Origin of the sequence: Sellimonas catena, assembly GCF_027924685.1 — a bacterium.
Taxonomy (GTDB): domain Bacteria; phylum Bacillota; class Clostridia; order Lachnospirales; family Lachnospiraceae; genus Sellimonas; species Sellimonas catena.
The window spans coordinates 63,309-86,510 of sequence record NZ_BSBO01000001.1; the positions used below are offsets into that span (position 1 = coordinate 63,309).

Sequence of the window (23,202 nt, forward strand, 5' to 3'; positions counted from 1 at the left end):
TTTCCGGGCTGGTTTTGTATAGGATTTATTATAGTATATCGGCTAGTTAATGTATCCTGCTTTTTTCAGCTCTTCTTCAGCTTTCGCAAGATTTGCCTCAGATACACGGATGATCGGGCCTGTACATCCCATTCCGCTTTCAGCGTAAACTTCGATCTTCCACAGTGCGCGCACTGCATCTTCAAGATCCATAACCTCAATTCCGGCAATCTGAGCTGTCACGATTTCCTTCGGCGGCTCTTTTACTTCCTCTTCTGCTGCAGCCGGTTTTGCAACTGTCTTATATGCAGCAAGTACTTCTGTATATCCGCATTTCTTTACAGCATTGAACTCAGCTTTTGCAACATCAAATACCTTGTTGCGTACAAGTTCTGCAGCGTAGCAGATTGCATTTGCGATTACCGGAGCACCGGAAGCACGTGAAACGATCATAACGAGTTCATCGTATCCTTCCCCGATTCCCGGTCCGTATCCATATCCTGTTGCCTCGAAGCTTCCGCCTGTGTTGAAAGAGGAAAGCATCTTTACAAGAATGTTTCCTGTCAGGGAATCTGTAACAAGGATATCCGGGGATGCCTGAAGGACGTCATTTCCTCTCATTACACATCCGCCGTCTGCACGTCCGGATTCAGCAAAAGCAATATCGTATCCATTGCTCTGAAGCTCCTTCAGTGCTTTTTCTGTCTGGCGTGCGCCGTCAACATTCAGAATGCCGACTGTCGGTTTTGCGATTCCGCAAGCCTTTGCAGCAATTACGCCGTAAACAGCATTTTTAATCATACCTTCAATACGGTCGGTACTGGAAGTTCCTGTCGTATTGGCGATAAACATTTCTTTTCCTTTAGCAGGTGTTACAACGCGTCCAACAGTAGATACACCGATCGGGAACGGGAAGTGCATTGTTACAGCACCGTCGATCTCCTTGTTTTTCAGCATATCTTCCATCTTTTTATGACCTTCTTCATCGTCAGCCACTTTGATTGTTGTTACGCCTTCTGCTTCCAGAGTTCCGATGTAATATACATCTACGCCCTGCTTTGCTGCCATCACCGCTGCCTGCATGGAATTTTCTTCACCGTGTTCGCTGCCCATTCCTGTCAGAGCAATTTTCGGGCGTTTGCCGTACTGGCCGCTCTCCAGTCCCTGTGCCATTTCCATAAAGGTAGAGGCAATTACTTTTTCAATACTACTTGCCATTTTCTACACCTCACTATTCTGCCATCAGAGTTTCAGCGAATTCTTTCATAGCTTTTGCGATCAGGCCTTTTACTTCTTCTTCAGATACAGCAGATTCTGCGCTGTTTCCTTCATTTGCCTGGATTACAAAAGATACACCATCGAACAGGTTTGTCATACGTCCAAGGAAGAGACTTCCTTTTCCGATGATCATTGCTTTCTTGATCTTTCCTTCCAGAATATCTTCACGTGCAAATCCGATGTACGGAACACCTGACGGAATATGTCCCTGTGTCGGAGCCCATCCTGTCAGACCATGCTGTGCGATGAAGTCCGGAAGAGCTTTTCTGTCGATATCGCCGCGTTTTACAGCAAGCGCACCGATCATCTTGTAGTTTGCAAGCGGAACATCACCTGCTCCAGCCGGTTTTGTGATATCCGGATTCTGCATTTCCGGTGAGAATTTGTCAATATCTGTTACTTTCCAGCCTACTCTGTCAAGCGGGTCTGTTACAAGACTTCCGATAACAGCCTGAGGTGCGGAACCGGTTCCTACTGTATGACGTCCAAGAACATCCAGATTGATTTCCGGGTTTACACCATCGTTTTCTGTAACGACAACCGCAAATCCTCCAAGGCAGTCTTCCAGGATCGGAAGGCCTTTTTTCACGTGGTCTTTACCGTTCATACCAAGTTTTGCAGTACATCCACCTGCTGTAACAACAACAGTTTTATATGCTCCGGATTTTACGAGAGCAGCTGCCTCAATCAGAGCGTGGGATGGTCCTGCACAGAATCCACGGGAGTCAGATCCTGTTGCGGATACAAGTCCTGCTACTTCTGCAGCAGCTTTCGCGAAGTTACCGCCGCCTCTCTGGTTCATATCACCACATGCTTCCTCAGCACAGTCGATAACGTACTCAACGTCTTCCTTGTTGATTCCAGCATTGCGGATTGCATATAACAGAGCAAGTACGCTGGAAGCTTTGCTCATCAGGTTTTCATGCATTACATGAGCAGAGAGGTTCACGTCGATGTCGTGAGCTGTTCTTACACATCCAACGAGTTCGTTGTTGTGGTACAGTCCTTCTGCATGCTCATTTTCGATAAAGTGTTTGATTTCGTCCAGCTCATAACCTTCTTCAATCTTGGAGATGATATCCTCTGTGATGATCGGGTCAGCAGCCAGAGCATCTTTATGAGCGCTTACGAAGTTCTTGTCAAGTTTTACAACTTCGAACATATCGCAAGCCTGTACTAAAAGAAGGAACTCTTCTTCCGGCATAATTTCACCGAATTTTCCGTATCTTTCAGATCCTTCTCTTGTTTTGTCATAGTAAGGGAATTCAACCTGGGAAAGTTCTTCCGGTGTAGCGTTTCCAATGTAAACCTGGTTTGGCCAGTAGTTTACACATTCTTCATAAGAGCGTAAATGACCTCTTAATTCTTTTAAATATTCTGATTCCGGATTGACAACTCTTTCTGTTGTCTGTGTTGTTCCGTTATATACTACCATTTCAGGAGTATGTGCCAATACATAGCTGGCTCCTTTAATTACACTGTTCATTGTTAGTGTCCACCTTTCTTTACGTTATAAAAAGGAATTATGTTGTAGAAAAAGCGGTGAGGTAAGTATTTACCCCACCGCTCCTGAATCCGAAATCCGGTATTTCAGATTTTCCTATAAATACTTACAGTATTCGTCACGGATTGCAGACATTTCGTCTACGATGTCGTCAACATCAAGAACCATTTCCATCATGCCGACCTGCTCATCGTATACCGCTTCATCAAACTCTTCTTTCAGTTCTGGTTCACAAACGTGATATGTCGTGAGTCCAAGCTGGACCCCTGTCAATGGACCTGCGAATGTTGGGTCACCAGCAGTAACTGTTTCAGCTGCAAGACCAGCAGCTTCACCTTCAGCAGCACCAAGTACTACTACCAGGTTTTCTGGTCCGAATTCATCTGCGAATTCTTTAACCCTCTTCTGATTCTCAAGATCCATTGCGCCTGCGCTCGTTCAGACGAAACATTCTGTTGAAGAAAAAACAATTTCTCCACCGGCTGTCTTTACGCATTCTGCGATAGCCGGTCCCGGAACACCATCACGGTCACCAATAATAATGACTTTTTTACCTTCTAAAATTGCCATGATGTTTTTCCTCCTTCCCTTCATTTTAATAATTGGTTGATAAATATTTATTCAGGGCACCGCTTTATGCCCTCGTAAAGCCCGAAAGGGCAATTACGCAAAAGAAATTTACGCCATAGCGTAGTATTTTTTAACCATCTCTTCTACTGCTTCCGGAGTAGCGTCATCTTTTACTAACTCTTCCACTTTTTCACCATCTTTATAGATAGCAATAACCGGAAGTCCAAGGATCTTCTGGCCGATTGCAAGACGGCGTGCTTTTGTTGTATTTAAAGATGTAAATTTGATTTTGTCGCCATATTTGTCAGCATATGCATGAACATGCGGCATTAAAGCCTGGCAAGGTACGCATCCATCTCCGAAGAAATCTACGAGAACGTATCCTTCTGCCTGCAGAACTTCTGGTTCAAATGTTTTCTTATCTACTTCTAACATTGTTAAACTCCTCCTTAATACTTCTTATTCGTTTTCGTTGATATATTTTTCAGCCTGTGTAGCAGCAATTGCTCCATCTGCAGCAGCTGTTACTACCTGACGAAGGCTCTTGATACGAACATCACCTGCCACAAATACGCCAGGAATGTTTGTATGCATGTTTTCATCGGATTTGATATATCCTCTTTCGTCCATGTCGATCACGCCTTCGAAAATTTTGGAATTAGGGATTGTTCCGATAAATCCGAATACACCGAACATTCCGTCATCTTCGTCTGCTTCGATTGTAGTAAGTTCGCCAGTCTTAACGTTCTTAACTGTCATGGAAGAAAGAATACCGTCACCGTTTACTTCTTCTACAACGGTATCCCATAAGAAATGGAGTTTGTCATTCTTAAACGCCTTTTCCTGAATGGACTTCGCTGCACGAAGTTCATCACGTCTGTGGATGATTGTAACTTTTCTTGCGAATTTTGTAAGATACATCGCTTCTTCAACAGCAGAATCTCCGCCGCCTACTACGAAAACTTCAAAATCTTCAAAGAAGTTGGCATCACATGTTGCGCAGTAAGAAATACCTTTTCCCATAAATTCTTTTTCGTTTTTGCATCCAATCGGACGTGCAAAAGCGCCGGTTGCAATGATCACTGTTTTTCCAAGATATTCTGCCTTGGCACTCTTCAGCTTTTTCACATCGCCATCCAGTTCAACAGCATTGATTACGTCTGTCACACGCTCTGCGCCAAACTTCTCAGCCTGTTCTGTCATTCTTGCGATCAGAGAAGGGCCGCTTTCTCCCTCCACGATCTGTCCCGGATAGTTTTCAATTTCATCCGTGATAGCAATCTGTCCGCCGTCTTTTCCTTTTTCAATGATCAGAGTGGATAAGCGGCTTCTTCCGGCATAAAGGCCTGCTGCTAATCCGGCCGGTCCTGCTCCCAGGATGATTACGTCATAAATTTTGCTCATAACGTTTACTCCTTCTTTCCTATAATGTCTTTATCCTTACGTCCGGAAGGCTGCAGGCCTGTCCGGACGCTGAATTCCACATGACGCCAATCAAGAGGGCGTTTTCAGACTCTTATTTATCGAAAATCGTCTGATCTTCAACTTCTGTAGTAAGAGCATTTAATGCTTTTTCTACGATTTCTTTACGAAGTTTGTATTCTTCGTCTTTATCAAGTGCCGGGTTGCCAAGCGGATGAGGAATGGCAATAGCCGGAACGATTCTGTTTGCACCAACTGTCATGGAGATTGGTGTAACTGTGCAGACATGAACAACCGGAAGTCCGGCAGCTTCGATGCCTTTAACAAGCGTTGCACCGCAACGCGTACAGGTACCTCATGTAGAGGTGAGGATAACTGCGTCAACTCCATCAGCTTTCATCTTCGGAGCGAACTCTTCAGCGAATGCTTTTGCAGAAGCAACGGCTGTTCCGTTACCAACTGTTGTATAGAATTTATCATACAGTTTTCCAATCTTACCTTCTTTTTCCATTTCACGGAGAACATCCACCGGAAGTACGCGGTCCGGATCTTCGTTTGCGTATACCGGGTCGTATCCGCCATGTGCTGTCTCGAATGTTTCTTCTGTCAGATCATCTACGCCTGCAATGCTGTATTCACCGTATTTGGAAGCATTGGAGCTTTCAATATGATCCGGATTTCCCTTCGGTACAATACCACCGGATGTAACCAGTGCAATTGTTGCTTTGGAAAGATCTTTTACAGCCGGATTCGGAGCAACTCTGTCGAATGTCGGCATCGGATACTCTGTTTCAAACGGTTTGCCGGCGATCTTCTTAAGAAGCATTTCAACGGCACGTTTGGATCCGCGTTTTTCTTCGAAGAAGTTTACACGAACACCGTTCGGCATATAACCTTCCTGACAGGAAGCACCGATCTTCTCATGTTTTGCAAGTTTAAGAGCAAGCGGAGCCATGCTTCCGACTGCTTTTCTCATTCCTGCAGCAGAGTTCTTTGTAGCTACTGTGTAAACTTTGTTTTTGAACATATCAGCACCAGGGTTTTCTGTGTACATACCTGTCACTGCCGGAATACCAAGTTCTTCCTGTACAGCGTCACAGATTGTACCGCAGGCAACACCGTAACGTCCGGCATTGAATGCAGGACCTGCTACGAATACATCCGGGTTGTATTTTTTAACGATTTCAATAATTTCTGCTTTTGCTTTGTCAAGGTTTTCGTTGAAGTAAGAATCACCGCAGATGATAGTAGCAACGATTTCTGCTTCTTCTCCGAATGCCTGTTTAAATGCCATACCTGGTCCGACAACTTCGCCCTCGCGAACTTCTACCGGGTAATCAGCTTTTTCTTCTCCACCAATATTAGCGAAGAACTGATTGATATAATGAACTACTTTTAACATCTTTTTCTTCCTCCTTCACTATCTGGCGCTTAAGTAACCAAATCCTGTTTCGTTTGTTGCACCTGTAATTGCCTGGATTTCAACTTCGATTGTTCCGTCTTCACGTAAGCTGTGTTCGTTACCGCCGGCAATAGTGTTGACATAATCCAGAGTTCCGATTACTTTGTCAAGTTTCGGAAGTACGACTACCTGGTTTGCGTTACCGCCTGTTACAACTGCATCTGCTGCAACGTCAGCGTCAGCAAGTGACTGGGATTTTCCATCGCGTCCAGCATATTCGTCTGTGATGATGACAGTCTTAACGCCTTCTGCTTCAATTTTCTTACAGTTCATGATAAGGTCTGTATCCGGGTTACCGAATCCTTCCTGAGATACGATAACTGCATCCAGATCAAGAAGACGGCAAAGTTTTGCTGTCCAGTCAGAAGAACGCTGTTTGTCAGCAAGGTATACGTTTTCGTTTGTCAGGATCTGGCATACGAAGTTGATTGTCTTGCCGTGTTCTTCAAAGAGGTCATGTACAACCGGGTTGTTTTCGTGTACGTATGTAGGGTTCTTGTCACATGCAGATACACAGTTACCGGAAACGATTGCACCGTCCATTACTTCTGTCGGGTTGATGATTGTGGAAAGTGTTCTCTTTGCGTCAACGCCGTATACATATGTATCATGCAGAAGTCCCTGGCTCTGAAGCATCTGTACATATGCTACTCTCGGAAGTCCCGGAAGTTTTTCCATTCCTTCTTTGATTCCATATGTTTCATATACTTTTGTTTCATCCGGTGTGAGTTCTCTTGCGAGTTCACCAAGATATACAGCAACACGGAAACCTGCGAAACGTACAGCTGCTTCATATTCATGCTGTTTGATTCCGTCAACCGGCTCACATACAACTACAAAGTTGTTCAGTTTGGAGAATGGTGTGTAGTCAGCTCCCGGGCCTGTCATATCGATGATACCTTCCTGGAATCCGACAATCTTACCTGCTGTTACGACAGCCATTCCCTTTAATGCGTATGTTTTTCCTTCGCCGACTGTGTCAACTTTGGAAATAACTCCCGGGAAAACTCCTCCGCGTCCTTCAACCTTTACACGAGGTTCGATAACGTCTTTTACCGGTGTGATTCTTACGCTTTCTCCCGGTCTTGCGATGTCAAATTTTACGCTTTTGATGTGCTCGTCCTCAAGGACAACTTCTTTTACAGCTTCTTCGGATACATAAAGAACACCGTCTTCAATTTTAGACTCAGTGCCAAACTGGATGTCCTTGATAAAAATGTGTCCAACTTCTAATCTCACTGTAATTCCCTCCTTCTAAATAATGAAATCTATGCCCCAAAGTACCCCAGTACTTTATAGCCTTTTTCTTTTACCAGGCATCTGCCGACGGAAGTGCACTGGATATTAATGTGTAATCAATCAGCCTGAAATCTTCATAAACCTGCGGCGCATATTTATCCGATTTGAACTGAAACTTGCCGACGGAGGCAATGGCCCGTTCGATAATTTCAATTCCCATCAGGTCTGTCTCGCCGCTCTTTCGGGAAACCATTACTGATTTGTAAGGTGTTTCATTCGGCTTAACACTTCCGGAAAGCGGATGCGTTAAGAGCTTGTACCCTTTACATACTTCTTCTTTTACTTTTTTCAAAACATCTTCATATGAGCAGTCATAAAACTCCACATCATGATCCTGCCCGAGCTTTTCACGAACGAGCGGGTTGTTTGTTATAATTCTATAATCCTTCTTCATGGCTCCACCTATTAAAAAAGGACGGCTGACTTCCGCCGAAGCAGAATACAAGGCCGCCCTTCTGTCTTATGTATGTCATCCTGATATATTTGTCATACACGATTCAGAATGTGGTCCTTTCCCTGATCCTTTTGCCTGAAAGTTTCACCTTTGGTCTGTAAGGTTTGCATCTTCGGCGGTTCATTTGCGAACTCTCTCGCAGGAAAAATCATCCCACTATTCAATTGTCATATGCGCAGAATATGTCTTTCACAATTCTGTTTTGAGTATACCACATCGATTTATAGATTTCCAGCTTTTTATTCGATTTGCACATAGTTTTTTTCTATAAACCATTTCTCTTGGTCATGTTGATACGCTCTTTGTTATTTTTTCTTCTTTCTCTGAAGCTCAGGATGCTTCGGCAGGAAGTTTTTAAAGTAATCGTCGTGGGTCTTCTTGATCATGCCGCTCAATGCAAAGAGGGCGATAATGTTAGGAACAACCATCATACTGTTGAAGCAGTCTGCCATATTCCATACAAGGTCAACCTGTGCAAGAGAACCAAGTACTACGCATACACAAACGAGAACCGAATAAACCGGAACCGCTTTTGGTCCGAAGAGATACTTGATATTCGCTTCTCCGAAGAAATACCATCCGATAATGGTAGAGGAAGCGAAGAAGAACATACAGATCGCAATAAAGATCTCTCCGCCTTTTCCATAAAGAGTCGAATACGCAAACTGGCTGAGTGCCGCTGCAGAATAACCGCCTTCAACAATTTCGTATGACTTCGGAAGTGCCTGAGTTGTTACAATAACGAGAGCTGTCATTGTAAGAACGATAAACGTATCAATGAATACACCTGTCATTGCCACAAATCCCTGTTCTACCGGATGATCTACCTTTGCAACCGCATGCGCATGAGGTGTGGAACCCATACCGGCTTCGTTGGAGAACAGTCCTCGTGCAACACCTTTTGTAATCGCCTTGGAAACTGTAGCACCGATCGCACCGCCTGCGATGGCATCAGGTGCAAATGCGCCTACAATAATCTGCTCAAATGCCAGTGGAATATTTCTCCAGTTATAGATAATAATAATCAGAGAACCGACAATGTAAAGTGCCGCCATAAGCGGAACCATAAGCTCGGTAACTTTTGCAATACGTTTCATTCCGCCTGTGAAAATGAACAATGCAATAACTGCTACAACTACACCTGTGATCCACTGCGGAATACCAAATGCCGTATGGAAAGAAGATGCGATAGAGTTAGACTGAACTGCATTACCCATGAAACCAAGTGCGAAAATCAGAAGTACCGCAAAAATCGCTGCAAGTACTCTGCCGAATGTACCTTTGAATGCTGCGCGAATGTAGTAAACAGGTCCTCCTGTTATAATTCCGTCGCTGCCGACTTTCTTGTACTTCTGTGCCATAATTGCCTCGCAGTAGATCGTCGCCATGCCAAGGAATGCTGCCACCCACATCCAGAATACAGCACCTGGACCGCCGATCGCAATCGCTGTCGCAGCGCCTGCAATATTACCAGTTCCTACCTGAGCAGCAATCGCTGTCGCCAGCGCCTGGAAAGAACTCATTCCGTCTTTCCCTGCTTCTCCTTTTTTGGAAAACAATCCGCCGAATGTACGTCTCAGGCCTTCCGTGAAGCCACGAACCTGAATGAAACCGGTACGGATGGAAAACCAGATACCTCCTCCTACAAGTGCTACGATCAGGATATAGTTCGACAGATAGTCTTGAATAGTTAGTACGATGTTGTTCAATGTTTCCATAACAACCCCTCCTTTGCCCTATAGATGTTTTGAATATTTTTTCCTGATGTATCTATCATACCATTTTTAAGCTTAGTTTACAATAATTTAATGAATTTTATATATTTTTTGTTTATTTTATCCAGTTTTTATTTTATCTTTCTGCTTCAACACAAAAAAAGAAGGCGGAACCCCACTGTTTCAGGGGGTTCCAGCCTCCTTAAAATATGCATCTTAATTATAGTTTCTTTACTTTTTATGCACATTGCCAAATTTTTGTCATTTTGTTCTATACATTTATTTCCGCTTTTATTCCAAGCTCATCTTTATGCTGATCCAGTACCGGACGTACCACATTCGCAAGGAACGCCTCCACCTGCTCTTTCGCGCGTCCTGTATAGCAGGCCGGATCCATTGTCTTTTGAAGCTCTTCCAGCGTCAGGTTGAATGCAGGATCTGCCGCAATCAGTTCCAGAAGGTTATTGTCAAGACCTTTCTCTTTCACATTCTTTCCTGCTTCCATGGAAAGTTCGCGGATTCTCTCATGCAGTTCCTGACGGTCCCCGCCTGCCTTTACCGCATCCATCATGATGTTTTCTGTTGCCATGAACGGAAGTTCTGACATCAGACGCTTCTCGATGACTTTCGGATAAACGACCAGTCCGTCTACCACATTCAGGCAGAGATCCAGAATACCGTCAATGGCAAGGAATCCTTCCGGAATGGAAAGACGCTTATTTGCCGAATCATCCAGTGTTCTCTCAAACCACTGGGTAGCCGAAGTAATAGCCGGGTTCAGCGCATCGATCATCACGTATCTGGAAAGTGATGCGATTCTTTCACTTCTCATCGGGTTTCTCTTATATGCCATAGCCGAGGAGCCGATCTGATTCTTCTCAAACGGCTCTTCCACTTCCTTCAGATGCTGAAGAAGCCGGATATCGTTTGACATTTTATGTGCACTGGCAGCAATACCTGCAAGAATGTTCAGCACTCTTGTATCCACTTTTCTGGAATAAGTCTGTCCGGAAACCGGATAGCAGGCCGAGAAGCCCATTTTCTTCGCGATCATCGGATCAATTTTGTCGATCGTCTCCTGGTCTCCGTCAAAAAGTTCCAGAAAGCTTGCCTGTGTTCCGGTCGTTCCCTTGGAACCTAAAAGCTTTAATGTTCCGCTTACATACTCCAGATCTTCCAGGTCCATCAAAAATTCCTGGAGCCAGAGCGTTGCCCTCTTGCCTACCGTCGTCGGCTGCGCCGGCTGAAAATGAGTAAACGCAAGAGTCGGCTGCGCTTTATACTGATCCGCGAAGCCGGCAAGCTCATTGATTACATTGACCAGTTTCTTTCTGACCAGTTTCAATGCCTCTGCCATCACGATAATATCTGTATTATCTCCAACATAACAGGAAGTCGCTCCGAGATGGATGATTCCCTTCGCCTTCGGACACTGCTGACCATAAGCGTAGACATGGGACATAACGTCATGACGCACAAGCTTTTCCCTTTCTCTCGCAACATCGTAATTGATGTCATCCGCATGTGCCTTAAGCTCTTCGATCTGCTCGTCCGTAATAGGAAGTCCCAGTTCCTTTTCCGTTTCCGCCAAAGCGATCCAAAGTTTTCTCCACGTTCTGAATTTCATATCCGGAGAAAAAATATACTGCATTTCTTTACTTGCATACCGTTCTGATAATGGACTCTGATATCTGTCGTTCACTTTTCCATGCTCCTTTTCTTAGTTTCGGCCTGTCGGCCTTTTTGCATTCCTACTATACTACAGAACAAAGAGAAACGCAATATAATACGTTTCTATAGATAGCGGCGGTACTGATGCTTCCATTTCTCCAGGATCTCCGGCGCCGCTTCTTCTTTCATCCCGCTCTCCTTTTCTTCAATCATCTGCTCTACCCGGTCCGCCGTCCGGGAATAAGACGGATTTTCCTCGAGAAGTTTCCGGTATTCATCCTCCTGCATATATCTGGAGCAGGCATAGATATAGGCCGTCAGCATTGTCTCATCCTGACAGATCTCATATGCCTGTCTGTACATGGACGCTGCCTGCTCATAGAGAAGTTCCCTTCCGTAAGCTGCTCCAAGACATCCGTACACCTTGCCGTAAAACCGTTCTCCCGCGGATTCATCTCTCTCATCCTGCAGAATGGACAGATAGACAAGAATCGCAGATTCATATTCACCGCTTTCCAGCAGATTGTCCGCCTTATATTTTCTGCGTTCAATCTCTTTCTGATCCTTCAGTCTGTCCAGTACATTCCGGATATGTTCCATCTCCGGTTCCGAGTAAATTCTGGCATGCTCCAGAATGCGGAGCACGAACTGTTCAATGGTCCCCTTTTTCTGGATCAGATCTAGAAGTTCTCCTGCCAGTTCCCGCATATCCAGTTCCGAATACAGCCACTCGCAGATTTTTTCATTCATGATCGTATAATCAATCAGATAGAGATTATTGCAGAGATAGTAGCACAGTTCTTCTATTGTATAGATCTTTCTGTGAATGCGTGTAATCTTGTACGGTTGTGATGCTTTTTTGTTATGACAAAGAATTAAACTGCCCATTGGTACCTCCCAGATGAATTATTTTTTCTACCTTGAAGTCCGTAGCCGGGAAAAAGTCTCCAAATCCTGCATCTCTGAAGCTCAGCCGGCAGGTACGCTCGTCATCAAATTCCGTGCGGACAATCAGCTTCATGGAATATTCCTTCCGTTTCGGCATTCCCGCGAAGGAAACAGTCTCTACGTTCCACTGGCCTGTTGCAAGGGATTCGATATGAATTTCAATATCCTCAGTGTTTTCAAGGAGCACCTCCCATTCACGGGTATCTTCATACCAGTGTGTTCCGAACTCAACAATCGGATACCAGATATCCACCCCATCGATCCTCATTTTCAGGCAAATCTGCTCCATCAGCTTTGTTTCATCCAGATACGTCGGCACATCAAGAGAATTGGACCGTTTTTTCAGTCCGCAGTAGCAGGCTCCTTTGCTGTAGAGATTATTGCCGATAAAAGCCCTGCGTCCATTGCAAAGCACTTTCTGCGAATTCGGATACCAGTTGTTTTCAAATCCTTCTCCCGTCAGGTAAACAGAAGAAACATGCTTTTTATCAAACACTCCCTGAATAAAGTGCCGGAACCGTTCGTCCGCATTTCTGGCCTTGTCGACATTAAGCACAGGATAAACCGCTTTCAGCTCTTCCATCTGGGCTTCTGCAACCTTTTCCACGCTGACGAAATTCTCTTTTTCTCTCCGGTAGTCCGTATTCAGCTGCTTCAACATATACGCCTCAATCTTTTCCCGGTCACAGTAAAAGAGAGCAGACTCATACTGCCAAAGCTCTTTCGGCTGATAAAGCATATAATAACAGAAGCTTTCACGATAATCCATTGCATAGACCCGCGCTTTATCTACTCCCGCCTGCGCCCCTGCTTCTCTCAAAAATGTACGGATCTCCTGATCAATCCAGGGTACTGTAAACGAAACAAAGGTCACTTCTTTCTTGCGGAATGTCTGCAGTGTCAATTCAATAAATTTTCCAAGGAGCCATCTTGCCTCATAGACAGTCCCCTCTTTTTCAATCTGCTCATTTCTCTGCGCTTTCCGGTAAAGATCGGAAACCACCCACCCCTTGTCCATCATCGCTGCTCTCTGCGCTTCGCGCCCGAACATCCATGCTTCTTTATAATGTCCTACCATCAGCGGAATCTGGTAATTGTCAGCTGCCACTTCCAGTGTCTTGAGCTCATGCTTTTCTTCATCAAAGTAACTGATCTGACATCCGTTTTCATTCAGATCATATCCGATGATATATCCACCATTTTCCATCATGATCCCTCTCCTATTCTAGTATAACATAAATAATTCCTGTGACAGTTCCTTCTCACGGCTGTACTCATTCATGGCCTGTTTCAGGGCTTCTTTTGTAAGCTCCGACATATCATCAAGCCGTCCGTAAGTTCCGACAGCCGGTATTTCACCGTCAAGGCGGAGTACATGTTTTTCGGACACTGCCGTACTTCCATCCATCTTCAATTCCTTAAAGTAGTATTCGAGAATCTCATCGCTGTAAAGAATAAATGTCCTTACATGAATATCCTCATAAACAGCCGGCATAATTTCTTTCTGATACGGCTGTTCATCTTCCTGGTCTTTCGCTTTTCTGATCTTGTATTCAATTACAACCTGGCTTCCTTTTTTGGCCCGGTATTCAATAATGCTCTTATCATACAGCATCACCTCCTGCAGCCATGGCCTTGGATATTTCAGATAGAACTGAAAGACAGCCTGTTTTTCACAAAGTTCTCTTAAGAAACGTTTAAGCAGTTCCTCCGACGCGCTTTCCAGATCATGCTCTGAATAGTATTTTAAATATGAAATCCGGCAGATATCCGGAAGCTGCTCTCCAACAGACGCTTCCTTCTCCACAACTTTCCATACCGACTCTCCTGTCTGACGTTCCCGCATCAGATACTCCCGGGAGATATACGCAAGATACGCTCTGATCAGGCGGAAATACCCGTTTCCACTGTCATAGTAATCGCAGAAAATTTCCTCTTCTCCGAAAATATTTTCGGAAAAGACCATCTGTGTGATGATACGCTCTGCAATCTTGCCGGAAGGTACCCCCTCCTTTTTCGCCGCGCGCCACACCTGTTTCATATTCCTGGTAGCCCCACAGTAATACATGGAAAGATACGTCAGTGTCGTCCTGTCGAAATGGCCTCTCTGGAAGAGGACAAAACATACTTCCAGAAGAGTCTCCTCCTCTTCATATCCGTCTTCCTGAATTTTCTTCGTACAAAGATCAAAAATCTCCTCGTCCGCAAACAGCTCCATTCCATGTTTCTCGATATTCTCAAAGGAAAGCTCCGGAACCGGCACGGATTCTTCTTCCTGATCCGGTTTCTTTTCAAATTTTCTGCACAGTTCGACAAAACGCATCTCATAAAAAAGTCTGGTCGTTTCATATGGAATCGAATCGGTATAATGCCGTCCGTCCATGGATTCCCAGATAATTCTGGAATCTTTATCGTAGAGGAAAATCATCGCGCTGCCATCAACAACGCCGACTCTCTGGTGGATTTCCCCGTCTTCCTCAATCACCATGACAGACTTCATAAACGGGAGCTTTGTCCTGACTTCGTAAGCATGACAGATATCGTTAAGCGCTTCCAGCCTGTCTTCCGTCATATTTTCTTCCGTGCAGAATTTCTTATAGATAATCCGAAGCGGCTCATTGATATGGCGCTTCAGAAGCTGTTCCCACGCAAACGCCTCCATCTTGTCACGGTAGTAGGCGTAAATCTCTCCTGCCTCATCCTGAAACTGTATGATATTGGCATAAAGAAACGCTGTCTTTTCATAAGTAAGCGTATTCCCGTGCATAAAGTAAAGGCATACCGCTTTTGGAAGCGGATCTTTGACTCGCTCCTCCTCGATGGTCATCATATAATATTCATAGAGCTGTACGATTTTCATCTCCTGTTCTACCGCAAGCTCATACCATTTGAAATACTCGGACCGGATCTGATTTCCTTTAATCAGAAGCGTACAGATGGAAGTCAGCACCATCGGGTCCGGATAATCTGTATACAGACGTTCCAGAAGTCTGAAAAGCTGTCTGTCAAATTTCTTCTGCTGCCCTGCCAGATTCGCTGTATAGAGGGCAAGCTCCCGTGTAAACAGACCGTATCTGGATCCAAAACTCAGAACCCGAATTTCAAAATTTCCAAGTTTCTTCAGACAGACCGGATCTTCCCGGTAACATTTAAACGCCTGCAGGTACAGAAGTGTATGACCTGCTTTTTCTGCATAGAAATGCTTTTCCAGCGCGGCAAGCCTTCTTGTAATATTTCTGTATTCCGGATCAATATCAACAAGCATGCAAAGAGCGCTCCACATTTTCGGGTGCTTATTATATGCCTTCTTTATCTCATCGGTCACATGTTCTGTATGGTTTGCATTCTTTTTCAGAAGCGCCGTCAGATACAGATAATATGTTGTATTTTCCGGACGCTTCATCATGTCGAACCGTCCGTAATTATACTCTTCGATAATCCTGGCGGCCTCCTCGGTCTGACCGCTTTCCAGGTATGCATGTGCTTTTACAAGAGAACAAAATGCCGCATCCCGTCCAAGATTTTCCATTTGCCCGGCCAGCTGCACCGTATCCTCTGCCCAGCTTAACAGATCGCTCGTTCCGGTAATACAGGAAAAATATCCTTTTATAATCTGTGTCATATAAAAGGTCTGCTCATGCTTCGGAGTATGCACTCCTTCCCGTGTCACCTCGATCTCGTACGCAATCTGTTCGTACGGAGTTGTAAAAATAATCCGGCCGAAATTTCTTCCGGCATGAAGAACCTGCGGAGTAATCACATAATGGAATCCCAGCGTATTTCCGACAAAATCATCGGTTGTAAACTCCTTCTGCGTGATCTGGATAAAATTACCCTCCACAGAGGCACGGATCGGCATATAACCCCATGTATTTTTGGTAATGATTATATTCTCCCGCACCGCCTCATTCGGGCTTTCAAACTTCTTTTCGTACTCGGACAGAGAAAGGAAGAGGCATTCCTTCTGCTTGATTCCCACAAGGAACTCCTCCACTGCCTGCTCTCCAAGAGACCATTTCCGCATATTATTATAGAGCGCCACCACCCTTGGATTTTCATACCGAAGGATCTCATAAAAACTCATGGAACGGAACAGCCTGCGCGCTTCCAGGAAATCCTTCATCGCCAGGAGTTTAAAATCCTTCATGTTCTGCACCTTTCCATGGGATGTCATTAGATAAGGGCGCTCAATCACTGCTGTAAAGGAAAGCTCATATTCACCTCCGTTACAAACCACGGTAAATGTTCCGTTTTCCACGTATCCGGGCTCCAGCCCTTCTGCATCGTAGGTGAATGAAATCACAACCGGATTCCCCTCAAATCCACTCTCTTTCAGATGTATCCGGAAAGAGGAGGAATAGACAAGTCCTCTTACCGGTGCTTCTTTTCTGTTTTCAATCGTAAAACTCCCCTGAAATGTTTCCCCTTCTCCAATCAAAAGCACCAGGTTGGTCTCTGAAAACCTTACATCCGGCTGCTCCTTACTAAAATCTCCATTTGAAAAGCGTTTAATCTTATTTTTCAAGCCTTCCACCTCTTGCATTGCATTTTTTATCAGATATACTATAATTGAAATTATAACATTATTCCCTGTCATATGGCAATGCCTGTGCAAAATTTATCAAAACTTGTCAAACTTGTAACTATAAATATTAGGAGGACATACACTATGAGCCAGTCAACCGCTTTTCATGGAAGCGATCTCGAGCAGGTCGCGCAATATTACCATCTGCCGCAGGAGGAAATTATCTGTTTTTCCGCAAATGTTAATCCTCTCGGTTTTCCCGCGAAAACAGCCGGACTTGTCTGTCAGAATTTTTCCCGCCTGATGACTCATTATCCGGACCGGGAGTATACAGGTCTGAAACAGGCAATCGGTAACTACTGTCATATATCCCCGGACCATGTTCTTGTCGGCAATGGTTCTACCGAGCTGATTTCTCTGCTGATTCAGTCCTCCGGGAGAAAACGTGCCGTTCAGGTCGGTCCTTCCTACTCGGAGTACGAAAGGGAACTGAATCTTGCCGGAATCTCTTTTACAACATGGTTTCCGAAAAAGGAACACCTCTTTCAGCCTGACACGGATGATCTGCTTGACTTTCTGACGGCTCACAATGCAGACTTTCTGATTCTCTGCAATCCAAACAATCCGACCGCCCGCGCACTTGCAACCGGAGAGATTGCGGAACTTCTGGAGGGATGTATGAAAGCCGGTATTTTTGTAATGATCGATGAGACTTATGCGGAATTCGCCGACAGAGAAGTTTCTGCGATGTCTCTCGTCTCCAGATTCCCGAATCTGATGGTAATCCGGGGAATTTCCAAATTTTTCGCTGCTCCCGGACTCCGTCTCGGGTACGGTGCATCCGGAAACCGTGCTTTTCTTGATCATGTAAAGACGCACCAGAATCCGTGGAGTGTCAACAGTGTTGCAACCTTTGCCGGAGAGCATCTGTTCTGCGAGGAAGAGTTTATCGTTAAAACAAAAGCCCTCATATCAGGCGAGCGTACCCGCATGATACAAGGACTTTCTGAAATTCCTGCTCTTCGTGTCTATCCGAGTGACAGCAACTTCCTGCTTGTTGAGATTCTGGATCCTTCCCTCACGGCATCCGGTCTTTTTGACTGCCTGATCCGCCAGAAGCTGATGATCCGGGACTGTTCCTCTTTCGAGGGACTCGGAACTCAGTTTTTCCGGTTCTGCCTGATGCTTCCGGAACAGAATACCGCACTGCTCCAGGCAGTCCAAGAATTTTTCGCAAAATCGCGATAAGTCCGGGAATTCTTCTCCCGAAAGATGATTCTACAGAAAAAACCGCACTGCAGCGGAAAACGCTGCTGCAAAAGCAGCCCGCCGCATGCGGAAATCCTGTAGATTTTTTTATTTCTTTTTCAGGATGAGAGCGATAAATATGATATCCTCGTCTCCGTCATTTACAAGTCCGTGGCCCTCTCCGTCCGGGCAGAACGTCACATCACCCGCACAGATTTCGCGTTTTGTGCCGTTTTCATTGTAGATTCCCTTTCCTTTTAAAAGGTAATACGTTTCTGTTTCGCCATGATGCTCATGGTATCCAAGCTCGCATCCGGGCTTGATTGTCACCTCGCTGAACATGCCGCAGCCATCTCCAAGCTGTTCTCCTTTGATCAGTGCTTCTTTGAGAATGTATCCCGCACCGCCGGAAGCGTGCTCTGCCTTTTGAATTTCCCGTTCTTCCTTATGTGTAATCATCATCTTGCCCTCCTTTTGCTTCTTTTCCAAACTGGTTTTATCATAACACAAAGGCACTGCATTTTCAAACACAGTGCCCTTTCCCGGTTATCTGGTAACAATTTTATAATATTCTCTTGCCGTCAGTTTAAAGACAAACGCATAAATCAACGCAAAGATAAGAACCGTTCCAATTGTACATGCAACAATCAGGTTTGTGTTCGTCAGATTAAATGACGAAAGAAGTCTTCGAATCAGCTGGAATGCCGCTGCCAGATGGAGAACCGAAAGTCCAAGCGGCAGGAAAAATACCATCCTGATCTGACTGTTGACGGTTTTTTTAACCTCCCGCCGGCTCATGCCGACTTTCTGCATGATCTGATACCGGTTCCGGTCCTCAAATCCTTCGGAAATCTGCTTATAGTAGATAATCAGTACGGTTGCCATCAGGAACAGACCGCCGAGGAAAATTCCAAGGAAGAAGAAGCTTCCGTAAAACATATGGAAATCTTCTTCGTAGACGCCCCGGAGTTCCAGGTATCCTCCGATTCCGTAATCATTCTGAATCCTGTTGGTAATGGCCTCTGCTGCTGCCTCTTTTTTCTCTTCGCTTCCGGTCAGATCAAACCCATAGGAATATTCCATCGATACTTCTCCGGATTCCGGCAGGGATGAGATCAGATTGTTAATGACCGTCTGATCTTTGACGAACAGGATATAAGACTCCATTACAGGGAAGTTCTGCTTCTTTTCCATCGGAATTGCATCCGGCTCTTCTACAATGGTAAAATCCGTGTCTTCAATCCGGAAATGATCCTTTCCATAAGGCGTTTTGGAAGAAGTGTATATGACTGCTTCCTGATCCGAAAGCTCCAGATTTTCTCCCATCATCTCATTATAGTATGATACCGGAGCAATCTGTACCAGCACCCGGTTAGGGTAAAAGAGACTGCCGAACGCATAGAAGGAAAATCCATCTTTTTCTTTATCCGTCACCATGGCGACGTACTGACACCGATATCCATTTTCCTGCCGGATTCCTTGCCGGTTCAGTTCTTCTGCCACTATGGTATCCACAGTCCGGATCGTTTCCTCATTGCTCTGATCAATGGTTAGAATCAGCTCCTTTGGGAACCGGTTTCCCATTATGTTTTCCATTCCCAGATTCAGGCCGACTGTCGTTGAAAGCGTAACCAGTACCATTGTACTCAAAATACAGATATTGGCAAGTCCTACTGCATTCTGCTTCATCCGGTAAATCATGCCGGAGACAGAATGAAAATGTTTCGCCTTATAATAAAAAGATTTATTTTTTCTCAGAAGTTTTAAAAATGCTATACTTCCTGCAACAAACAACGCGTATGTTCCGATAACGACAAGGAGCACCGCTACAAAGAAGACACTGATCGCTTCAATCGGATTTTCTACGATATTGGCCAGTATATAACCTGCCGCGATTGTCACGACTCCGAAAACAGTAAGCAAAATCTTGGTTTTTGGCTCTTTTTCACCTACATTTCCGCCTCTGAGAAGTTCAATCGGATTTGCTTTACGCACCTGAATCAGATTGGATACAAATGCTACAAAAAAAATTACCGCAAAAAGAATCAGGGTCGTGCTGATACTGCTGCCCGTCACTTCATACTGAAGGGATGTTTGATATCCGATAATCTTATAGAGCAGAAGAAACATCAGTCTTCCAAGGATAATTCCGCCAAGAATTCCCGCCAGGATACTGGCGCCTCCGACCATCAAGGATTCCCAGAACATCATAATGGCAATCTCTTTCTTTCCCATTCCGAGAACATTATAAAGGCCGATCTCTTTTCTCCTCTGCTTGATCAGGAAGCTGTTTGTGTAGAAAAGAAATACACACGCGAAGATTGCAACAATGACTGTACCAAATCCGAGAATGCTTCTCATGCTGCCTGCCCCCGGCATTTCTTTAATTCCGGAATTGTCCATGATGATCGACATATCGAAAAACAGCATGATCGTGATGATGCTGGTTACCAGAAACGGAAGATACGACCGTTTGTTTTTCTTCAGGTTGGTGAATGCAAGCCGGATGTAAATCGATTTAAACATGCCGCTCACCTCCTGTGGTCAGTACCGTCAAGGTGTCTGAAATCTTCTGGTACAGCTCTTCATTTTTCATATTGCCCCGGTAAATCTGATGGAAGACTTCGCCATCTTTGATGAAAAGGACTCTGCCGGCATGGCTTGCCGCTTTCACAGAGTGGGTTACCATAAGAATGGTCTGTCCCGTCTGATTAATCCTTGAAAACTGGTTCAGCAGATCGTCCGCAGCCCTGGAATCCAGCGCACCGGTCGGCTCATCTGCAAGAATCAACTGTGGTTTGGTAATCAATGCTCTGGCCACCGCCGTCCGCTGCTTCTGTCCTCCGGATACTTCATAGGGAAACTTGGAAAGAAGCTCATAAATTCCAAGACTCTTTGCGATCGGCTCCAGCCGCTTTTCCATCTCCGGATACTTCCTTCCTGCAAGCACAAGCGGAAGGAAGATATTATCACGGATGGAAAGAGTATCCAGAAGATTAAAATCCTGGAATACAAATCCCAGATTCTGTCTCCGGAATGTTGCGATCTCCCTCTCCGGCACTGTAGAAAGATCTCTCCCTTTCAGCTTGATGCGCCCGCCTGTCGGCTTATCCAGCGCTGCAAGAATATTCAAAAGTGTCGTCTTTCCGGAACCGGACTCTCCCATGATTGCGACGTACTCTCCTTCTTCCACGGAAAAGGTCACATTTTTCAGGGCTTCTACCTGATTCCCTCCAAAACGTGTTGTATATGTTTTCTTTAGATTCTGCACTTCAAGAATCGTCATCTGCTTCTCCACCTTTCTGAAATTCTGTTCTTTTCTATGCCTTTATTATAGTCAACCCCCGATGGTCTTTTCCATCGATTCGGCTTACAATCCATCCGCAAACCTTACGATTTTGAAAGGTAGAGAATCCCGCTTATTCCACATCCAGTTCCCGGCGCCCCAGGTCCAGCGTTACTTTCGTTCCTTTATCCGGTTGGGAGGAAATCTGAATCCCGTGGTTTAATTTGTCCATCACTTTCTTGCAGAGATAAAGGCCGATTCCGGTGGACTTTTTGTCCTTTCTGCCGTTATATCCGGTATAGCCCTTCTCCATGATTCTCGGAAGATCCTCGCTGGAAATCCCGATTCCGGTATCTTCAATCACCAGATGGTCACTGTCCTTCATATAGATGGAAATCTTTCCTTTTTTCGTATACTTCAGCGCATTGGAAAGGATCTGCTCTACCACAAAGGAGAGCCATTTTTCATCTGTCAGCACCGTCTCCTTGATTTCACCCAGTTCCAGCGAGAGCTTTTGCAGGATAAACAGTCTGGAGTACTTCTTGACGGCCTGGCGCACCACTTTCCCAAGATCGCAGTTTGTCAGTACCATATCTTTGGATATGTCACCGATTCTCAGGTAGGACAACACCATCTCCACATACTGTTCCGTCTTAAACAGCTCCATCTGCAGAGAATCATAGAGTTTCCGGTCAATCTTTTCTTCTTCACTCTCCCGGCCGGACTGCAGAAGAATCCGCATGGCGGCGATCGGAGTCTTAATCTGATGCGCCCACATGCCGTAGTAATCCATCATATCATTATATTTGAGTCCATCCTCGTACAGAACCTCTTCCTTTTCATGTGCCATCTTCTCAATCAGCTGCCGGTAAAGAGCATCCATCGCTCCAGGTGATGTATAAAATATTCCGGAACAGGTATCCATCGTCTCGATCCGGCGCTTCAGTTCTTTCCACCGGCCTGCATATTTCGTCACATCCACCAGAAAACAGAGAAACGCTCCGGCCAGAGTAAACTCTGCTATATAAAAGACCTTTTCCATCGGAATATCATATAAATATCCGATCAGAAACAATGCCGCGTAAAAAAACAGAAAAACCGCCCAGGCCAGCATCCTGTCTTTCAAATATCCTTTCACCATGGTTCTCTCACTCCTTTATCATGTAACCGATTCCTTTTTTGGTCAGAATGATATCCGGCAGGCCGGCCTTATCCAGCTTTTTCCTCAGCCTTGTCATATTGACTGTCAGCGTATTGTCATCGATAAAGCTGTCGTCCTCCCAGAGTTTCGTGATAATGTCCTCCCGGGAGACAATTTTCCCCGCACGTTCCATCAGGCACTGTAAAATTTTATATTCATTTTTCGTAAGATCAATCCGCGCACCTTCATACAGAACCGAAGCGTCACTCATGTTCAGAATCAGGCCTTTATGCTCAATCACATTGATATTTCCCTGAAAAGAATAACTCCTCCGCAGCAGTGCCTGAACTTTTGCCGTCAGAACATTCAGGTCGAACGGCTTTTCTACAAAATCATCTCCGCCCATATTCATGGCCATGACGATATTCATATTGTCAGATGCCGATGACAGGAAGATGATCGGCACTTTGGAAAATTCCCGGATTCTCTGGCACCAGTGGAACCCATTGAAAAACGGCAACATGATGTCCAGAAGAATAAGGTGCGGCGAACAGGCCGCCGTCTCTTCCAGAATATTCTTGAAATCCTCCACATATTTCACCTCATATCCCCACCGGGTCAGATGGGATGCCAGGGTTTCTGCAATGGTCATATCATCTTCGATAATCAGAATTTTGTACATAACGCTTCCCTCCTGCTG

General features: G+C 45.0%; 19 protein-coding genes and 1 riboswitch. Of the genes, 1 reads left to right on the plus strand and 18 read right to left on the minus strand.

From position 1 onward, the window contains the following. Nucleotides 1-42 precede the first annotated feature (42 nt). The 13 genes from grdD to Selli1_RS00435 form a co-directional block, all read right to left on the minus strand. Nucleotides 43-1,197: a glycine/sarcosine/betaine reductase complex component C subunit alpha gene (gene grdD / locus Selli1_RS00375; protein ID WP_204863843.1), complete on the minus strand. Its 1,155-nt coding sequence runs from the start codon at nucleotides 1,195-1,197 to the stop codon at nucleotides 43-45. Nucleotides 1,198-1,210: 13 nt separating this feature from the next. Continuing rightward, the gene (gene grdC, locus Selli1_RS00380) at nucleotides 1,211-2,743 is read right to left on the minus strand and encodes a glycine/sarcosine/betaine reductase complex component C subunit beta (protein WP_281872012.1); all 1,533 of its coding nucleotides are present in this window, start codon (nucleotides 2,741-2,743) and stop codon (nucleotides 1,211-1,213) included. A 114-nt stretch (nucleotides 2,744-2,857) separates the two neighbouring features. Beyond that, nucleotides 2,858-3,331 (minus strand): glycine/sarcosine/betaine reductase complex selenoprotein A, encoded by a 474-nt coding sequence (grdA, locus tag Selli1_RS00385; RefSeq protein ID WP_082136429.1) that lies wholly within the window; start codon nucleotides 3,329-3,331, stop codon nucleotides 2,858-2,860. A 108-nt stretch (nucleotides 3,332-3,439) separates the two neighbouring features. Next, on the minus strand, nucleotides 3,440-3,766 hold the full coding sequence (gene trxA, locus Selli1_RS00390; protein WP_087167800.1) for a thioredoxin TrxA: 327 nt from the start codon (nucleotides 3,764-3,766) through the stop codon (nucleotides 3,440-3,442). Nucleotides 3,767-3,790: 24 nt separating this feature from the next. After that, on the minus strand, nucleotides 3,791-4,735 hold the full coding sequence (gene trxB / locus Selli1_RS00395) for a thioredoxin-disulfide reductase (protein ID WP_087252314.1): 945 nt from the start codon (nucleotides 4,733-4,735) through the stop codon (nucleotides 3,791-3,793). A 112-nt stretch (nucleotides 4,736-4,847) separates the two neighbouring features. Next, the gene (gene grdB, locus Selli1_RS00400; protein ID WP_087167798.1) at nucleotides 4,848-6,155 is read right to left on the minus strand and encodes a glycine reductase complex selenoprotein B; all 1,308 of its coding nucleotides are present in this window, start codon (nucleotides 6,153-6,155) and stop codon (nucleotides 4,848-4,850) included. Nucleotides 6,156-6,173: 18 nt separating this feature from the next. Further along, complete coding sequence (locus Selli1_RS00405) at nucleotides 6,174-7,454, minus strand: glycine/sarcosine/betaine reductase component B subunit (protein WP_281872013.1); 1,281 nt, start codon at nucleotides 7,452-7,454, stop codon at nucleotides 6,174-6,176. Between the two features lie 70 nt (nucleotides 7,455-7,524). Continuing rightward, nucleotides 7,525-7,908, minus strand: a complete 384-nt coding sequence (locus Selli1_RS00410; protein ID WP_118636316.1) for a GrdX family protein — start codon at nucleotides 7,906-7,908, stop codon at nucleotides 7,525-7,527. Nucleotides 7,909-8,021: 113 nt separating this feature from the next. Continuing rightward, nucleotides 8,022-8,119: riboswitch (glycine riboswitch) on the minus strand. A 154-nt stretch (nucleotides 8,120-8,273) separates the two neighbouring features. Beyond that, nucleotides 8,274-9,686 (minus strand): alanine/glycine:cation symporter family protein, encoded by a 1,413-nt coding sequence (locus tag Selli1_RS00415; protein WP_281872014.1) that lies wholly within the window; start codon nucleotides 9,684-9,686, stop codon nucleotides 8,274-8,276. Between the two features lie 268 nt (nucleotides 9,687-9,954). Next, nucleotides 9,955-11,385: an adenylosuccinate lyase gene (gene purB / locus Selli1_RS00420; protein ID WP_281872015.1), complete on the minus strand. Its 1,431-nt coding sequence runs from the start codon at nucleotides 11,383-11,385 to the stop codon at nucleotides 9,955-9,957. A gap of 92 nt (nucleotides 11,386-11,477) precedes the next feature. Further along, on the minus strand, nucleotides 11,478-12,242 hold the full coding sequence (locus Selli1_RS00425) for a hypothetical protein (protein ID WP_087252310.1): 765 nt from the start codon (nucleotides 12,240-12,242) through the stop codon (nucleotides 11,478-11,480). Continuing rightward, a complete protein-coding gene (locus tag Selli1_RS00430) occupies nucleotides 12,217-13,512 on the minus strand; it encodes a DUF5716 family protein (RefSeq protein WP_087252309.1) in 1,296 nt (431 codons plus the stop codon). Before Selli1_RS00430 ends, Selli1_RS00425 begins: the two co-directional genes overlap by 26 nt. A gap of 15 nt (nucleotides 13,513-13,527) precedes the next feature. After that, nucleotides 13,528-16,836 (minus strand): DUF5717 family protein, encoded by a 3,309-nt coding sequence (locus tag Selli1_RS00435; protein ID WP_281872016.1) that lies wholly within the window; start codon nucleotides 16,834-16,836, stop codon nucleotides 13,528-13,530. A gap of 135 nt (nucleotides 16,837-16,971) precedes the next feature. Between Selli1_RS00435 and Selli1_RS00440 the strand changes: the two genes are divergently transcribed. Next, nucleotides 16,972-18,075 (plus strand): pyridoxal phosphate-dependent aminotransferase, encoded by a 1,104-nt coding sequence (locus tag Selli1_RS00440; protein ID WP_281872017.1) that lies wholly within the window; start codon nucleotides 16,972-16,974, stop codon nucleotides 18,073-18,075. A 108-nt stretch (nucleotides 18,076-18,183) separates the two neighbouring features. On the opposite strand, the gene Selli1_RS00445 is transcribed toward Selli1_RS00440, so the two are convergent. The 5 genes from Selli1_RS00445 to Selli1_RS00465 form a co-directional block, all read right to left on the minus strand. Beyond that, nucleotides 18,184-18,537, minus strand: coding sequence for a cupin domain-containing protein (locus Selli1_RS00445; protein WP_243272985.1), 354 nt, complete (start codon nucleotides 18,535-18,537; stop codon nucleotides 18,184-18,186). An 84-nt stretch (nucleotides 18,538-18,621) separates the two neighbouring features. Next, nucleotides 18,622-20,601, minus strand: coding sequence for an ABC transporter permease (locus Selli1_RS00450; RefSeq protein ID WP_281872018.1), 1,980 nt, complete (start codon nucleotides 20,599-20,601; stop codon nucleotides 18,622-18,624). Then, nucleotides 20,594-21,361, minus strand: a complete 768-nt coding sequence (locus Selli1_RS00455; RefSeq protein ID WP_087167789.1) for an ABC transporter ATP-binding protein — start codon at nucleotides 21,359-21,361, stop codon at nucleotides 20,594-20,596. The genes Selli1_RS00450 and Selli1_RS00455 overlap by 8 nt, the downstream gene beginning before the upstream one ends. A gap of 133 nt (nucleotides 21,362-21,494) precedes the next feature. Beyond that, a complete protein-coding gene (locus Selli1_RS00460; RefSeq protein WP_281872019.1) occupies nucleotides 21,495-22,502 on the minus strand; it encodes a sensor histidine kinase in 1,008 nt (335 codons plus the stop codon). Between the two features lie 7 nt (nucleotides 22,503-22,509). After that, the gene (locus Selli1_RS00465) at nucleotides 22,510-23,184 is read right to left on the minus strand and encodes a response regulator transcription factor (protein WP_087167787.1); all 675 of its coding nucleotides are present in this window, start codon (nucleotides 23,182-23,184) and stop codon (nucleotides 22,510-22,512) included. Nucleotides 23,185-23,202: the final 18 nt, after the last annotated feature.

Coding starts and splice junctions, on each gene's coding strand:
- Selli1_RS00460 (WP_281872019.1), bottom strand. CDS start 22,502: ATGGTGAAAGGATATTTGAAAGACAGGATGCTGGCCTGGGCGGTTTTT.
- Selli1_RS00445 (WP_243272985.1), bottom strand. CDS start 18,537: ATGATGATTACACATAAGGAAGAACGGGAAATTCAAAAGGCAGAGCAC.
- Selli1_RS00430 (WP_087252309.1), bottom strand. CDS start 13,512: ATGATGGAAAATGGTGGATATATCATCGGATATGATCTGAATGAAAAC.
- Selli1_RS00450 (WP_281872018.1), bottom strand. CDS start 20,601: ATGTTTAAATCGATTTACATCCGGCTTGCATTCACCAACCTGAAGAAA.
- Selli1_RS00440 (WP_281872017.1), top strand. CDS start 16,972: ATGAGCCAGTCAACCGCTTTTCATGGAAGCGATCTCGAGCAGGTCGCG.
- trxA (WP_087167800.1), bottom strand. CDS start 3,766: ATGTTAGAAGTAGATAAGAAAACATTTGAACCAGAAGTTCTGCAGGCA.
- Selli1_RS00455 (WP_087167789.1), bottom strand. CDS start 21,361: ATGACGATTCTTGAAGTGCAGAATCTAAAGAAAACATATACAACACGT.
- Selli1_RS00465 (WP_087167787.1), bottom strand. CDS start 23,184: ATGTACAAAATTCTGATTATCGAAGATGATATGACCATTGCAGAAACC.
- grdD (WP_204863843.1), bottom strand. CDS start 1,197: ATGGCAAGTAGTATTGAAAAAGTAATTGCCTCTACCTTTATGGAAATG.
- Selli1_RS00410 (WP_118636316.1), bottom strand. CDS start 7,908: ATGAAGAAGGATTATAGAATTATAACAAACAACCCGCTCGTTCGTGAA.
- Selli1_RS00415 (WP_281872014.1), bottom strand. CDS start 9,686: ATGGAAACATTGAACAACATCGTACTAACTATTCAAGACTATCTGTCG.
- Selli1_RS00425 (WP_087252310.1), bottom strand. CDS start 12,242: ATGGGCAGTTTAATTCTTTGTCATAACAAAAAAGCATCACAACCGTAC.
- grdC (WP_281872012.1), bottom strand. CDS start 2,743: ATGAACAGTGTAATTAAAGGAGCCAGCTATGTATTGGCACATACTCCT.
- trxB (WP_087252314.1), bottom strand. CDS start 4,735: ATGAGCAAAATTTATGACGTAATCATCCTGGGAGCAGGACCGGCCGGA.